The 14,472-nt window shown below is 71.9% G+C and carries 14 protein-coding genes; 9 read left to right on the top strand and 5 right to left on the bottom strand.

Features of this window, described 5'->3' with window-relative positions; translation table 11 throughout:
- The first annotated feature begins 48 nt into the window (after positions 1-48).
- The 5 genes from OG885_RS16300 (at position 49) to OG885_RS16280 (ending at position 6,059) form a co-directional block, all read left to right on the top strand.
- On the top strand, positions 49-2,451 hold the full coding sequence (locus tag OG885_RS16300; RefSeq protein WP_405731607.1) for a peptidoglycan binding domain-containing protein: 2,403 nt from the start codon (positions 49-51) through the stop codon (positions 2,449-2,451).
- A 131-nt stretch (positions 2,452-2,582) separates the two neighbouring features.
- Complete coding sequence (locus OG885_RS16295) at positions 2,583-3,491, top strand: ABC transporter ATP-binding protein (RefSeq protein WP_405731604.1); 909 nt, start codon at positions 2,583-2,585, stop codon at positions 3,489-3,491.
- Positions 3,485-4,243, top strand: coding sequence for an ABC transporter permease (locus tag OG885_RS16290; protein WP_405731601.1), 759 nt, complete (start codon positions 3,485-3,487; stop codon positions 4,241-4,243). Before OG885_RS16295 ends, OG885_RS16290 begins: the two co-directional genes overlap by 7 nt.
- Positions 4,240-5,448, top strand: coding sequence for a sensor histidine kinase (locus OG885_RS16285; protein WP_405731599.1), 1,209 nt, complete (start codon positions 4,240-4,242; stop codon positions 5,446-5,448). Before OG885_RS16290 ends, OG885_RS16285 begins: the two co-directional genes overlap by 4 nt.
- Positions 5,445-6,059, top strand: coding sequence for a response regulator (locus OG885_RS16280; RefSeq protein ID WP_405731596.1), 615 nt, complete (start codon positions 5,445-5,447; stop codon positions 6,057-6,059). Before OG885_RS16285 ends, OG885_RS16280 begins: the two co-directional genes overlap by 4 nt.
- Positions 6,060-6,163: 104 nt before the next feature.
- Here OG885_RS16280 and OG885_RS16275 read toward each other — a convergent pair whose 3' ends face one another.
- Positions 6,164-7,015 (bottom strand): transglutaminase-like domain-containing protein, encoded by an 852-nt coding sequence (locus tag OG885_RS16275; protein WP_405731593.1) that lies wholly within the window; start codon positions 7,013-7,015, stop codon positions 6,164-6,166.
- 29 nt (positions 7,016-7,044) lie between these two features.
- Positions 7,045-8,067 (bottom strand): GNAT family N-acetyltransferase, encoded by a 1,023-nt coding sequence (locus OG885_RS16270; protein ID WP_405731590.1) that lies wholly within the window; start codon positions 8,065-8,067, stop codon positions 7,045-7,047.
- A gap of 140 nt (positions 8,068-8,207) precedes the next feature.
- Here OG885_RS16270 and fdxA point away from each other — a divergent pair, with 140 nt between their 5' ends.
- Positions 8,208-8,525: a ferredoxin gene (gene fdxA, locus OG885_RS16265; RefSeq protein ID WP_010047804.1), complete on the top strand. Its 318-nt coding sequence runs from the start codon at positions 8,208-8,210 to the stop codon at positions 8,523-8,525.
- A 116-nt stretch (positions 8,526-8,641) separates the two neighbouring features.
- Positions 8,642-9,733, top strand: coding sequence for a bifunctional succinyldiaminopimelate transaminase/glutamate-prephenate aminotransferase (locus OG885_RS16260; RefSeq protein ID WP_405731587.1), 1,092 nt, complete (start codon positions 8,642-8,644; stop codon positions 9,731-9,733).
- A 60-nt stretch (positions 9,734-9,793) separates the two neighbouring features.
- On the opposite strand, the gene OG885_RS16255 is transcribed toward OG885_RS16260, so the two are convergent.
- Together OG885_RS16255 and OG885_RS16250 are read right to left on the bottom strand one after the other, a co-directional pair.
- Entirely contained in the window at positions 9,794-10,246 is a 453-nt protein-coding gene (locus tag OG885_RS16255; RefSeq protein ID WP_399948620.1) for an ATP-binding protein, read from the bottom strand.
- A gap of 310 nt (positions 10,247-10,556) precedes the next feature.
- A complete protein-coding gene (locus OG885_RS16250; protein ID WP_405731584.1) occupies positions 10,557-11,474 on the bottom strand; it encodes a heavy metal transporter in 918 nt (305 codons plus the stop codon).
- A gap of 141 nt (positions 11,475-11,615) precedes the next feature.
- On the opposite strand from OG885_RS16250, the gene dapE reads away from it, so the two are divergent.
- Together dapE and OG885_RS16240 are read left to right on the top strand one after the other, a co-directional pair.
- The gene (gene dapE, locus OG885_RS16245) at positions 11,616-12,695 is read left to right on the top strand and encodes a succinyl-diaminopimelate desuccinylase (RefSeq protein WP_405731581.1); all 1,080 of its coding nucleotides are present in this window, start codon (positions 11,616-11,618) and stop codon (positions 12,693-12,695) included.
- Between the two features lie 98 nt (positions 12,696-12,793).
- Complete coding sequence (locus tag OG885_RS16240) at positions 12,794-13,552, top strand: TIGR00730 family Rossman fold protein (RefSeq protein ID WP_399948614.1); 759 nt, start codon at positions 12,794-12,796, stop codon at positions 13,550-13,552.
- 4 nt (positions 13,553-13,556) lie between these two features.
- Here the strand turns inward: OG885_RS16240 and folP are convergent, their stop codons facing one another.
- The gene (gene folP, locus OG885_RS16235; RefSeq protein WP_405731578.1) at positions 13,557-14,417 is read right to left on the bottom strand and encodes a dihydropteroate synthase; all 861 of its coding nucleotides are present in this window, start codon (positions 14,415-14,417) and stop codon (positions 13,557-13,559) included.
- Between the last annotated feature and the right edge of the window lie 55 nt (positions 14,418-14,472).

Raw genomic sequence — 14,472 nt, 5'->3', positions numbered from 1 at the left:
AAGCACTGGGGCCGACACGGTCGGTGGAGCCAACCGGGAGAACCTGCCTTGAGTCGTGAAACTGACAGTCCGTCCTCCGGGCCCAACGGGCGCGGCGGAGCCGCATACCCTTCGGGCACGCCGCCCTACGGGACCCCCATGGCTTCCGACGACGGTGCGGACGCGGGCCGTTCGGCCTCGCAGTCCGAGGAGCGCAAGACCGAGACCACGCTGACGACCCGGATCCGGATCAACATCCCCGGGTCGCGGCCCATCCCGCCGGTCGTCGTCCGGACGCCCGTCGCGGACGCCGAGGGCACCGCGGGGGACACCACGGCCGAGACGCCGGCGCCGAGCGCCCCCGTCGCCGACAGCGCGGCCCACGGCACCGTCGAAGCTCCCGCCGAGCCGGCTCCGTCCGCCGAGGAGAAGACGAGCGACTGGTTCGCCCCGCGCAAGTCCGGCCCCGCCAAGGGCGGTCAGGGCGGAGGCGCCACCAACGGGGCGGGTCTGCCCGGGGGTTCGGCGCCCGCACCGGCCGCTTCCGGCGCCGCGCCGGGCGCCCCGGCCGGTGCCGCTCCCGGCGGTGCGCGGCCCGGTGCCGGGCGCCCCGGTGGGGTGGTCGGCTCCATGAGCGTGCCGGGCGCTTCCCGCTCGGGCTCCACCAACGGCGCGGGCCTGCCCGGCGCGACCGGCGGTCCCGTGGCCCCGGGGCACGGCGGCGGCACGGGCTCCTTCGATGTGACCGAGGCGCTGGCGGCGGGCCCGCTGGGCGGCGGCTCACGCCCCGGCGGCGAGCCGCGGCGCGACGACCTGCCGTACTTCTCGGAGAACGAGGGCGCCCAGAACGCCCAGAACGCCCACAGCGGTCAGAATGGCCCTATGGGGCAGAACGGTTACGGCGCCCAGGGCGGCCTCCCCGGTGGTGCGGACGACTTCAACAGCTCGACCGGCTCGCACCGCTTCCCGCCCGCCAACGACTTCAACGGGCCGAACGACTTCGGCGGCCCGGCCGGCTACGGCGGCCCGCAGGGCCCCGCAGGCCCGACCGGCGGCCCGGTCACCGGCGACGGTCCCGTCGTACCGCCGGTCGGCGGCCCGCGGGGCGGACCGGGCGGACCCGGCGCCCCCGGCGGTCAGCGCCGCCAGGGCGGCCCCGGTCTTCCCGGCGCGGCCTCCGCCTCCACCGGTTTCGCCGGACCCGGCGTCACCGCCCCGCCCGGCGCCCCCGGCGCCGGTCCGCAGGGTGGCCCCGGCCGCGGTCCCGGTGGTGGTCTGAGCGACGACACCGCGATCCTCACCCCGCAGAAGCCGGCCCCCGAACCGGGCACCCCCGGCTACGGCACCCCGCCGGACAACGTCTCCGGACACACCGTCACCAGCGGCATCCCGGTCGTGCCGTCCACCGGCCAGAACTCCCCGTTCGGGCCGGGCCCCGGCACCGACGGACCGCTGCCGCACACGCCCCCGAAGCTGCCCGAGCCCGTCGCGCAGAACGTGCCGGCGTCCTCGAAGAAGAAGCCGAAGAAGAAGGGCCGCAGCAAGCTGACCCTGGTCGGCGTGGGTGTGGTCGTCGTCGCCGGCGGCGCGTACGGCGCCGGTCTGCTGATGAACCACTCCGACGTGCCCAAGGGCACCACGGTCCTCGGCGTCGACATCGGCGGCGGCACTCGCGACGACGCGGTCAAGAAGCTCGACGCGGCCTTCGACAAGAAGGTCAACGAGCCGCTGAAGCTGTCGGTGGACGGCAAGACCGTCCAGCTCCAGCCCGACCAGGCCGGCCTCCAGTTCGATATGCAGGCCACCGTCAGCAAGGCCGCGACCAGCGACTACAACCCGGTCTCCGTGATCGGCTCGCTCTTCGGCGGCCAGCGCGTGATCGAGCCGGAGATGCCGGTCGACGAGGAGAAGCTCACCGCGGCCCTGGAGGACGCCTCCGGCAGCTCCGGTTCGGCGACCGACGGCACGATCAAGTTCAAGAACGGCAAGGCCGTCGCCGTCTACGGCAAGACCGGCAAGGGCATCGACGTCGCCAAGTCGACGACGGCGGTCCAGCAGGCGTACCGCACCCAGGTGGAGACCGGCTCGGCCGGCGCGGTCACGCTCCCGACGACGACCAAGCAGCCGACGATCTCGAACGCCGAGGTCGACGCGATGATGAAGTCCATCGCGGAGCCCGCGATGGCCCAGACCGTCCAGGTGCAGACCGACGCGGCGCACTTCATCAAGTTCGGCCAGCTGTCGCTGCCGGACATCCTGAGCTTCAAGGCCGTCGACGGAAAGCTCGTCGACTACTACGACCTCAAGGCGCTCAAGGCGGCGTACGGCACCACCTTCGACGGCGTGCAGATCAACGGCGCGAGCGGCAAGCGGGATGTCCTGCCCGAGGACGTCGCCTCGGCCCTCCGCAAGGCCCTGCGCGGCAAGACGACGGCGGAACGCGTCGTCACCATCGACACCGACCCGAGCTAGCCGCACCAGGCTCTGACCAGGGGCACCCGGCACTCGCCGGGTGCCCCTGGTCGTCGTATGACATCTGTCATCCGGCAGTCAGGACCGCCGACACTGCCGGGCAGGGGGCCTCGGCGGCCACTCTGGATCACATGACAACGACAGTGGTCGCGTTCGACCAGGTGAGCAAGGCGTACGGCGAGGTGCGGGCCGTCGACGGTCTGACACTGAGCCTTCATCCCGGGGAGACCGTGGCCCTGCTGGGACCCAACGGCGCCGGCAAGTCGACCACGCTCGACCTGCTGCTCGGACTCAAGCAGGCGGACAGCGGAAGCGTCCGCCTGTTCGGCACCAGCCCGCGTGAGGCGATCGTCGCCGGGCGGGTGGGCGCGATGCTGCAGAGCGGCGGGCTGATGGACGAGGTGACCGTCGCCGAGCTGGTGCGACTCGCCTGCGACCTGCATCCGAAGCCGTACAAGGCGAAGGACGTCCTCGCCCGGGCCGGTATCACCCAGATCGCCGACCGGAAGGTCAACAAGCTCTCCGGCGGCCAGGCCCAGCGGGTCCGCTTCGCGCTCGCCACCTCGGGCGACAGCGATCTGATCGTCCTGGACGAGCCGACCACCGGCATGGACGTCACCACCCGCCAGGCCTTCTGGGCCACCATGCGCGAACAGGCCGACCAGGGACGGACGGTGCTGTTCGCCACCCACTACCTCGAAGAGGCCGACGTCATCGCCGACCGGGTGCTCGTCCTGCACCGCGGCCGGCTGCTGGCCGACGGCACGGCCGCCGAGATCAAGGCGAAGGCGGGGGCGCGGAGGATCTCCTTCGACCTGGAGGGCCCGATCGACCCGGACACGCTGCGCGATCTGCCCTTCCTCGCCCACCTGTCCGTCTCCGGCAGCACCGTCTGCATCCAGTCCGCCGACGCCGACGCCACCGTGCACGCCGTCTACGGCCTCGGCCTCTACCCCCGCAACCTGGAGGTCGCCGGGCTCGGCCTGGAGCAGGCCTTCGTCGCCATCACCGAGGCCGAGGAGGCCCGTTCGTCATGCTGAACACCCTTGCCTCGCGAAGCCTCGTCAAGCTGGAACTCAGCCGCGCCCTGCGCAACCGCAAGTTCCTGTTCTTCTCCGTCCTCTACCCGTCCCTGCTCTTCCTGCTCATCGCGGGCAGCGCCGACGGCACGGACCGGATCGACGGCACGGGCCTGACCCTGCCGACCTACATGATGGTCTCCATGGCCTCCTTCGGCGCCCTCACGGCCGTCCTGATGGGCAACAGCGAGCGCATCGCCAAGGAACGGGAGAGCGGCTGGGTACGGCAGTTGCGGCTGACGACCCTGCCCGGGCACGGCTATGTCCTCGCGAAGACGGCGAGCGCGGCCGTGGTGAGCCTGCCCTCCATAGTCGTCGTCTTCGTCGTCGCCGCGGCCGTGAAGGACGTACGCCTTGACGCCTGGCAGTGGCTCGCGCTCACCGGCGTGATCTGGGCCGGCAGCCTCGTCTTCGCCGCGCTCGGCGTGGCCATCGGCTATCTGGCGAGCGGGGACGCGGTCCGGCCGATCACGATGATCACCTACTTCGGGCTGTCCATCCTCGGCGGTCTGTGGATGCCGACGACGACCTTCCCGGACTGGCTCCAGGACATCGCCAAGTGGGTGCCGACGCACGCGTACGCTGCCCTGGGACAGGCGATCGAACAGAGCCAGGCCCCGCATGCCAAGGACATCGCCGTCCTCGCCGTCTTCTTCGCCCTGTTCACCGGCGGCGCGGCCTGGCTCTACCGGAAGGACACGCTGAAGGCGTGAGCGCGATGACGGATGATCTGCGGCCCGACGACGAAGCGCGGGCGGAACGGCTGATCCGGATCGGCCGGCCACCCCGCAACCGCGGCGAGGCGATCCGGAAACTGGTGTGGGTCCTGCCCTGGCTGGTCTTCCTCGCCTCCCCGGTGCGGGACCTGAACTCCGGTGACCACACCACCGCGGCCACGGCGGCCGGCTGGACGGGTCTCGTGGCCTTCGTCGCGCTCTATCTGACCCTGGTCTTCCGCACCATGGGCCGGCCCTTCCGCGGCGGGATCATCACCGTCCTGGCTGCCACCTTCTGGGCGCTCGGACTCGCCCTGGCCTTCGGCTTCGGCAGCGAATGGCTCGGTCTGTTCGTGTACGTCTCGGTCACCTGCGGGGTCGCCTTCCCACTGCGGACCGCCTACTGGACGATCCCGCTCACCACCGCCGCGATGATGCTGGCGGGCTGGCACGCCCACAACCTGGACGAGGCCTGGGGCCTGTTCCTGGTGGTGCTCCTGGTCGGCTACTCCATGACCGGCATCCGGCAACTCGTCGCCACCACCGTCGAGTTGCGCAAGGCCCGCGCCACCGTCGCCCAGCTCGCCGCCAACGAGGAGCGGCTGCGCCTCGCCCGTGACCTGCACGACCTCCTCGGCCACTCCCTGTCCCTGATCACGCTGAAGAGCGAACTCGCCGGCCGGATGCTCCCCGACCACCCCGACAAGGCCGCCCAGCAGGTCGCCGACATCGAACAGGTCAGCCGCCAGGCCCTGGTGGACGTCCGCGAGGCCGTCACGGGCTATCGCCGACCCCGGCTGTCCGAGGAACTCGCGGGCGCCCAGGTCGCGTTGACGGCCGCCTCGGTCACCGCCGACGTACCCGCCGAACCAGACCTCAGGGACATCCCCGAGGAGAGCGAGAGCGCCCTCGCCTGGGCGCTGCGCGAGGCGGTCACCAACGTCGTACGGCACAGCGGCGCGACCCGCTGCACGGTCGAGGTGCTGCACCGCCAGACCCTCGACGGACCGGTGCTGGAACTCTCCGTCGAGGACAACGGCTCGGGCGGCTCCGGCAAGGGCCCAGGCAACGGTCTCACGGGCCTCACCGAGCGCCTGGAGAAGGCGGGCGGCACCCTGGAGGCGGACCGCACCAAGCAAGGCTTCCGGCTGGTCGCCCGCGTCCCCGCGGGCACCCCGGCGCCCGTAGGATCCGGGGCATGAGCCCTACGATCAAGGTCCTCCTCGCCGAGGACCAGTCGATGGTCCGCGAGGCCCTCGCCGCTCTCCTCGGCCTGGAGGACGACATCGAGGTGGTCGCCCAAGTGGCTCGGGGCGACGAGGTGTTGGCCGCCGCTCAGACCCACGCGGTGGACGTGGCCCTCCTCGACATCGAGATGCCCGGCATGACCGGCATCCAGGCGGCGGCCCAGGTCCACAAAACCCTGCCCGGCGTGAAGCTGGTCGTCCTGACGACCTTCGGCCGCCCCGGCTACCTCCGCAGCGCCATGGAGGCGGGCGCCGACGCGTTCCTGGTCAAGGACGCCCCGGCGGCCCAACTGGCGGCGGCGGTACGCAAGGTGCTCGCGGGCGAGCGCGTCATCGACCCGACGCTGGCGGCAGCGGCACTGGCAGAGGGCGCGAACCCCCTGACGGACCGGGAGCGCGAGGTCCTGAGGGCAGCGGAGGACGGCTCGACCAACGCGGAGTTGGCAACGAAGCTGCACCTGTCACAGGGCACAGTCCGCAACTACCTGTCGACGGCGATCCAGAAGTTGGCGGTACGCAACAGGGCAGAGGCAGCCCGCCTGGCAAGGGAGAAGGGCTGGCTGTAGGGGCTTTTGTCTTTTGTCTTTTGTCTTTTAGGGGCGCGGGGAACTGCGCGACCAGCCACAGCGAAGCCCGCACCCGCCCACCATCACAGGCCCCTACGGCGAACTCAGTTCAACATCGCCCGAGCCGACCGAGCCTGCCCCCGCACCCGCTCAGCCGCCCCCTCGTCCACCGCCCCCACCACCTCCGCATAAGCCTCCAACTCCGAGGCCCCCGCCAGAAAATCCCCCCGCTTGACCAGCAACTGAGCCCGCTCGTACCGCAACCGAGCCGGATGAGAGGGCAACAGCAGCGACAGCTCCACACCCCACAGCGCCACATCCGACCGCTCCGGCCGAGCCGCCGCCCACGCCCGCACGTTGTTGAGAATCCGCACCACCACCTCCAACGGATCGGCCGGCGCCAGCATGGACGGCTGCAACGGCGCCCCCGTGGCCCCCACGACCAGCAACTCCGCGTCGGACCCGGTCAGCACCCGGCCCCCCTCGAAGGGATCGGCCAGCACCTGCTCCTCCGCGGCGCCGAACCCGACCACGAAGTGCCCCGGCAGCGCGACCCCGTACACATGCGCCCCCGCCCGCCGCGCCACCTCCATCCACACCACGGACAGCAGGATCGGCAGCCCGCGCCGCCGTCGGAGCACCTCGTGCAGCAACGACGACTCCAGCCGCTGATAGTCCGCGGCGGAGCCGCGGAACCCGCACCGCTCGCCGAGCAGCTCGCGCAGCGCCACCGCCCATGACCGCGGCCCGCCCGGCCGGAACGGCAAGCGTCCGGCCAGCTCGTCCAGTTCGATCTGCGCCGCGTCGATGCCCGCCTCGTCCAGGCCCGCGTCCGCCTGCGCGCCCAGCAGCAGACAGAGCGCGGCCAGGTCGGGCCGCTCGGAGCGGGCCTCTTCGGCGAACCGCTCGCGCAGCTCGGCGGAGCGTTCGGGGGACGGTGGATGCGGCAGACGCATAGCTGGCTCGTGCCCTCTCACAGCGATCGCTACCGGCTGATTCCGGCGCCCGCCGGTCCGGCCGCCGGTTCGCGGTAGTGGTGGTACGCGTGATGCGCCGCGAAGCCCATCCCGGCGTAGAGCGCCCGCGCCCCCGCGTTCTCCGTCTCGACCTGGAGCCAGGCCGCCGACGCGCCCTCGTCGAGCGCCCGCCGGGCCAGCGCGGCCATCACCTCGGTGGCGAGGCCCCGCCGCCGATGCTCAGGACCGACCTCGACCGCGGCGAAGGACGCCCACCGCCCGTCCACGACACACCGCCCGATGGCGGCAGGCACGCCACCGTTTCCCGGCACCTGCGCGAACCACACCGAGGGCCCGCTCGACAGCACCTTCAGCGCCACCTCGCTCACCCCCTTGCGCTGGTACCGCGCGAGCCACGCCTCGTCCACGTCCCGGGAGAGCTCCACCCCGGTGCCCTCGGCCCGGTCGGCGATCGGCGCCAGCGCCCCGATCCACAGCTCGGCCGTCACCTCGCGCACCCACCCGCGCCGCTCCAGCTCCGCGCACAGCAGCTCCTGCGTGCCCTCGGCGCCGGTCGCGGTCTGGACGTAGGCGGGCAGCCCGCGAGCGCCGTACCAGCGCCGTACGGCGTCCAGGGCGTCGTCCAGCGGCAGGCCCGGGTCGCCGACCGGCAGCACCGAGTTGGCCCGCCGGGTGAACCCCGACGCGGCCCGCAGCTCCCACTCGCCGAGCCGCTCGCTCTCCACCGGCCGCCACGCGCGTGTGGAGACATGGGCGAGTTCGGCGTACGAGGCGGAGGGCCCCCGGCGGCGGGCCGGGGCGCTCGGCACCACCTTGCCCGCGACCAGCGAGGATTCCGCGATGTGGACGGTCTCGCCGCCCTTCCGTGTGATCAGCAGCACACCGTTGTCCCATGATGCGAGAACACCCACCGTGTCGGTGAACTTCTCACCCGGAACCGCAGGATCGTTCATGCGGCGTACAGAGACCCGTTTACCCACGTCAGCAGCGGTGATGCGGACCTCAAGGCGCCCTGTCGCAGAGATTTCCACAGGTCAGTTCACCCCTCCTGTTCGGATCATGCCCAAGAACGGAGATACTAGGGGCGGGCATCGACGACGCCGCGCTCCCGCGCGCCAGGCGGCAGGGCCTGAGGAGGCCCGCCAGCGCCCTATCGAGGAGGAACGACAGCGTGACCTACGTCATCGCGCAGCCTTGTGTCGACGTGAAGGACAAGGCGTGCATCGAGGAGTGCCCGGTCGACTGCATCTACGAGGGCTCCCGGTCCTTGTACATCCACCCGGACGAATGCGTCGACTGTGGTGCCTGTGAGCCGGTCTGCCCGGTCGAGGCGATCTTCTACGAGGACGACACTCCGGAGGAGTGGAAGGACTACTACAAGGCGAACGTCGAGTTCTTCGACGAGCTCGGCTCCCCCGGCGGCGCCAGCAAGCTGGGTCTGATCGAGCGGGACCACCCCTTCATCGCCGCGCTGCCGCCCCAGGCGTAAGCGCGTAAGCGGCCCGCAGTCTTCGTGCCGCCTCGGTCCCGTACGGCCGGATCAGCTCTGATCGCCGTACGGGACCGAGGCGTTTGCCGTACGTACCAGAAAGTGAGCCAGTCCCCGTGTCCGCAGTCTCCGACCGCCTCCCCACCTTCCCCTGGGACAAGCTGGAGCCGTACAAGAAGACGGCCGCGGCCCACCCCGGTGGCATCGTCGACCTCTCCGTCGGCACCCCGGTCGACCCGGTTCCCGACCTGATCCAGAAGGCCCTGATCGACGCGGCGGACTCCCCGGGCTACCCGACGGTCTGGGGCACCCCGGCGCTGCGCGACGCGATCACGGGCTGGCTGGAGCGCCGCCTCGGCGCCCGCGAGGTCACCCACCGGCACGTGCTGCCGATCGTCGGCTCCAAGGAGCTCGTCGCCTGGCTCCCCACCCAGCTGGGCCTGGGCCCCGGCGACCGCGTCGCCTACCCGCGCCTCGCCTACCCGACGTACGAGGTCGGCGCCCGTCTGGCCCGCGCCGAGTACGAGGTCTACGACGACCCGACGACGCTCGACCCGGCCGGCCTGAAGCTCCTGTGGCTCAACTCCCCGTCGAACCCGACCGGCAAGGTCCTGTCGAAGGCGGAACTGACCCGGATCGTCGCCTGGGCCCGCGAGCACGGGGTGCTGCTGTTCTCCGACGAGTGCTACCTGGAGCTCGGCTGGGAGGCCGACCCGGTCTCGGTCCTGCACCCGGACGTCAACGGCGGCTCGTACGAGGGCATCGTGGCCGTCCACTCCCTCTCCAAGCGCTCCAACCTCGCCGGGTACCGGGCGGCCTTCCTGGCCGGCGACCCGGCCGTCCTCGGCCCCCTGCTGGAGATCCGCAAGCACGGCGGCATGATGACGTCGGCGCCGACGCAGGCGGCGGTCGTCGCGGCACTGGGCGACGACACCCACGTACAGGAACAGCGCGAGCGGTACGCCGCTCGCCGCGAGGCGCTGCGCGAGGCGCTGGTGAGGCACGGCTTCCGCATCGAGCACAGCGAGGCCAGCCTCTACCTCTGGGCCACCCGCGACGAGTCCTGCTGGGACACCGTCGCCCACCTGGCCGAGCTGGGCATCCTGGTGGCGCCGGGCGACTTCTACGGCGAGGCGGGCGAGACGTACGTCCGCGTGGCGTTCACGGCGACGGACGAGCGGGTGCGGGCGGCCGTGGAGCGCCTGTAGCGCCAAGGCACAGCGATGGGGCCCGGGGAGAACCCCGGGCCCCATCGGCGTTCAGGCTGTTCAGCCGAGCGGCAGCGACTTCACCGGCAGCGAGTCGGCCGCGGGCAGGCCGCCCTTGGTGAGGGCGTCCGTCGGCAGGCCGCCCTTCGTCGCGGTGGACGTGGTGTCGCCCAGGATGTCGCCGGCGGAGCCCGCCGCGTCACCGGCCGTCTGCTGGGCGGCGGGCGCCGCCTTCTTCGCGACCTTGCCGCTGGTCTTGCCCGCCGTCGGCACGGCCTTCTTGACCGCGTTGCCACCGGTGTTGCCCGCGAGCTTGGTGACGTTCTGCGTGGCACCGTCGACGTTGTTGCCGACGCTCGCCGCGTCCAGAGCGGTCAGACCGCTCAGGTTCGGAGTGGCGGGGAGCTCGGCGGGGGCCGCACTGGCGGAGCCGGCCGCACCGACCCCGGCTGCCGCTCCCGCAGCGACGAGCAGCGCGGCACGGGCGATCCTGCGGGTCAGGGGGAGGGACATGATGCTCCTTTGACGGGAGAGAACGAGGAAGTGTCCAGCCGATCCCGGCAGTTGATCACCGGGCTCGGACGCAGTGACTACCGCTCGAAGCCCGCGAAGGTTGCGGACGCCCAACGTAAAGAGTTGGCAATGCGTCGCATTATCGGCTGCGGATAAAAACGGGCAAAAGGCGCCCGATCCGAAAGTCCGCCGAATCCTTACAGCCCTGTGTTCGCAAGGGATTCGGCGGATACGAGGGTGAGACCACGAAAACCTGCGCACACCCGCGTCCGCGGCGGGCCCGCGTAACCCCTGCGGGTGACGGCCCGTACTACTGACCAGTCACGATCCGCACGGACCCGGTGCCCTGCTCCGCCCCGCCCGCGCCCTCGGCCGCCACGGCCCGCCACTCGCTCTGGGTGTTCCCTGCGGTCCACTGCCGCCCGGCGTAGCGGACGCTCTCGATGTGCAGCGTGGCGGCGTTGGCCACGGCCCAGTGCGCGAGCTGCCAGCCCCGCTGCCGCGCCGAGCGCTTGGCCGCCGAGTCGTCGGCGGTGACGGGCACGGTCAGCGTCCGCTCCGCGGCCGTCGCCTCGGCGGCGGGGGACGAGGACGCGTCCTCGGCCACGTCCTCGGCGGCCGTGTCCAGCGCGTCCCGCCCGAAGTCCTTCACCAGCGCGTCCCGCACCCCGGCCGGTCCGGCGGCCAGGGTGGCCGCCGGCCGGCCGTCGCAGGTCAGCGTGGCCGGTGAGGATCCGGTGAGCGCGGCGGCGAGCAGCGTCGCGTCCGGCTCGTGCTTGGCGTACGCCTCCGGGTAGCCGCTGCGCTGCACGCGCTGGGCGGCCTCGGTGAGCGGCATCTTCGTATAGCCGGAGACCTTGACCAGATGCTCGTAGAACTTCCCCGCCGCGTACGCCGGGTCCATGATCTGCTTCTCCGTGCCCCAGCCCTGCGAGGGCCGCTGCTGGAACAGGCCGAGCGAGTCCCGGTCGCCGTGGGTGATGTTGCGCAGCCCCGACTCCTGGATCGAGGTCGCCAGCGCGATCGCCACCGCCCGGTCGGGCAGCCCGCGCCCGGTGCCGACGGCCGTGATGGTCGCCGCGTTCACCGCCTGCTCCGGCGTGAAGTCGTACGCCGTCCCGTCGTCCTTGCCCGAGACCACCGTGCAGCCCGGCTTCCCCGCGCCCCCGGTGACGTACTGCACCACGAGATAGCCCGCGACGGCACACAGGACCACGAGGGCCCCCATGAAACGGAGGAAGCGGCCACGACGACGGCGTCGTGAAGAGGGTGACGGCTCTGGCATCCGTACAAGGTACTGGAGGCCTCTGTGGCCCCCGAGCCGGGTGTGGACAGCGACCGCGAGCGCCCGGGCGTTAGGGTCGGGGCCATGGCCGATACCCCGCTTGACCTCACGCTGGACGCCGCGGAGCTGACCGCGCGGCTCGTCGACTTCCCCTCGGTGAGCGGTACCGAGAAGCCCCTCGCGGACGCCATCGAGACCGCGCTGCGCGCCCTGCCGCACCTGACGGTCGACCGGTTCGGCAACAACGTGGTGGCCCGCACGAACCTGGGCCGCGCGGAGCGGGTCATCCTCGCCGGCCACATCGACACCGTCCCGATCGCCGACAACGTCCCCTCCCGCCTCGACGAGGACGGCTACCTCTGGGGCTGCGGCACCTGCGACATGAAGTCCGGCGTCGCCGTCCAGCTGCGCATCGCGGCGACCGTCCCGGCCCCCAACCGCGACCTCACCTTCGTCTTCTACGACAACGAAGAGGTCGCCGCCCACCTGAACGGACTGGGTCATGTCGCCGAGGCCCACCCCGACTGGCTGGCGGGCGACTTCGCGGTGCTCCTCGAACCCACCGACGGCCAGGTGGAGGGTGGCTGCCAGGGCACGCTCAGGATGCTGCTCCGGTTCACAGGGGAGCGGGCGCACTCCGCGCGCGCGTGGATGGGCTCCAACGCGATCCACGCCTCCGCGCGCGTGCTGGCCAAGCTGGCGGAGTACGAGCCGCGGCAGCCGGTGGTGGACGGGCTGAAGTACCACGAGAGCCTCAACGCGGTCCGCATCGAAGGCGGCGTCGCCACGAACGTCATCCCCGACGCCTGCACGGTCACCGTCAACTTCCGCTACGCGCCCGACCGCAGCGAGGAGGAGGCCGAGGCCTTCGTCCGCGACTACTTCGCGGACTGCGGCGTGGACGAGTTCGTCGTCGACGACCACACGGGCGGTGCGCGGCCGGGCCTGAACGACCCGTCGGCGGCGGCGTTCGTGAAGGCCGTGGGCGGCGAGGTGCACCCCAAGTACGGCTGGACGGACGTGGCCCGCTTCAGCCGCCTCGGCGTCCCGGCCGTCAACTACAGCCCCGGCAACCCGCTGCTGGCCCACAAGGTCGACGAGCGCGTGAAGGCGTCCCTGATCCCGGTGGCGGAGGAGCGGCTGAGGGCGTGGCTGACGGCCTGAGGCCGTAAGGCTTCACGGCGGACACGCACATGTCCCCCCTCCGTAACCGGCGTGGATCTACGCTGAAGCGGAACTACCCGCTAGTGGAGGGAGCGCACATGGCTACCGGCAACCCCGAGGGGAAGAAGCAGCCACCGTCGGAGCAGCGCCTGGGACCGGTCCTCCGAAGGCGTGAGCAGGTGACGGCCAGCACGACCGACCAGCGGCTCCTCGACGCGGGCGGCCCCTCCGACTGGGTCCACACCGACCCCTGGCGGGTCCTGCGCATCCAGTCGGAGTTCATCGAGGGCTTCGGCACGCTCGCCGAACTGCCGCCCGCGATCAGCGTGTTCGGCTCGGCGCGGACACCGGCGGACTCCCCGGAGTACGAGGCGGGCGTGCAGCTCGGTCGAGGCCTGGTCGAGGCCGGCTTCGCGGTGATCACGGGCGGCGGTCCAGGGGCGATGGAGGCGGCCAACAAGGGCGCCTGCGAGGCCAAGGGCATCTCGGTGGGCCTCGGCATCGAGCTCCCCTTCGAGCAGGGCCTCAACCCCTACGTCGACATCGGCCTGAACTTCCGGTACTTCTTCGTCCGCAAGATGATGTTCGTGAAGTACGCGCAGGGCTTCGTCGTCCTCCCCGGCGGCCTCGGCACCCTGGACGAGCTCTTCGAGGCCCTGACCCTCGTCCAGACCCAGAAGGTCACCCGCTTCCCGATCGTCCTCTTCGGCAGCGCCTACTGGGGCGGCCTGGTGGACTGGATCAAGAACACCCTGATCGCCCAGGGCAAGGCCTCCGAGAAGGACCTCCTCCTCTTCCACGTCACGGACGACGTGGACGAGGCGGTGGCCCTGGTGTCGAAGGAGGCGGGCCGCTAGGCCGTCAGGCGAGTCCCCGGCGGGCGACCGCCGGGGGCCGGTGGCCCGCGATCGACGCCACCATGTCCAGCACCTGCCGGGTCTCGGCGACCTCGTGCACCCGGTACACCTGCGCCCCCAGCCACGCCGACACAGCGGTCGTCGCCAGCGTCCCGATCACGCGCTCCTTCACCGGCTTGTCCAGGGTCTCGCCCACGAAGTCCTTGTTGGACAACGACACCAGCACCGGCCACCCGGTCTCGACCATCTCGCCGAGCCGCCGCGTCGCCTCAAGGCTGTGCCGTGTGTTCTTCCCGAAGTCGTGCCCGGGATCGATCATCACCGACTCCCGGGGCACCCCCAGCGCCACGGCCCGCTCGGCCAGCCCCAGCGTCACCCGCAGCACATCGGCCACGACATCGTCGTACGTCACCCGATGCGGCCGCGTACGGGGCTCGGCACCCCCCGCGTGCGTGCACACCAGCCCGACCCCGTACCGCGCGGCCACCTCCGCGAGCCCTGGATCGACGCCGCCCCACGCGTCGTTCAGCAGGTCCGCCCCGGCCTCGCACACGGCCTCGCCGACCGAGGCCCGCCAGGTGTCCACGCTGATGACGACATCCGGAAACCGCCGCCGCACCTCCGCCACGAACCCGACCGTCCGCCGCGCCTCCTCCTCGGCGGACACCTCCTCGCCCGGCCCGGCCTTGACCCCGCCGATGTCGATGATCGCGGCACCCTCGGCCACCGCCTGCTCCACGCGCGCGAGGGCGGGCTCGTCGCGGAACGTCGCGCCCTGGTCGTAGAAGGAGTCCGGGGTCCGGTTCACGATCGCCATGATCACCGGCTCGTGCGGCCCGAATTCCCGCCTGCCCAGCCTGAGCATCCCCTGTGACCTCTCCTAGTACGTCCTGGCAAGTCGTCGGCCTACGGCCGCCTGC

Source organism: Streptomyces sp. NBC_00028, assembly GCF_045041065.1.
Classification (GTDB): Bacteria; Actinomycetota; Actinomycetes; order Streptomycetales; family Streptomycetaceae; genus Streptomyces.
The sequence above is the reverse complement of the archived record's forward strand: the minus strand, read 5'-3'. Positions and strand labels throughout refer to the sequence as shown.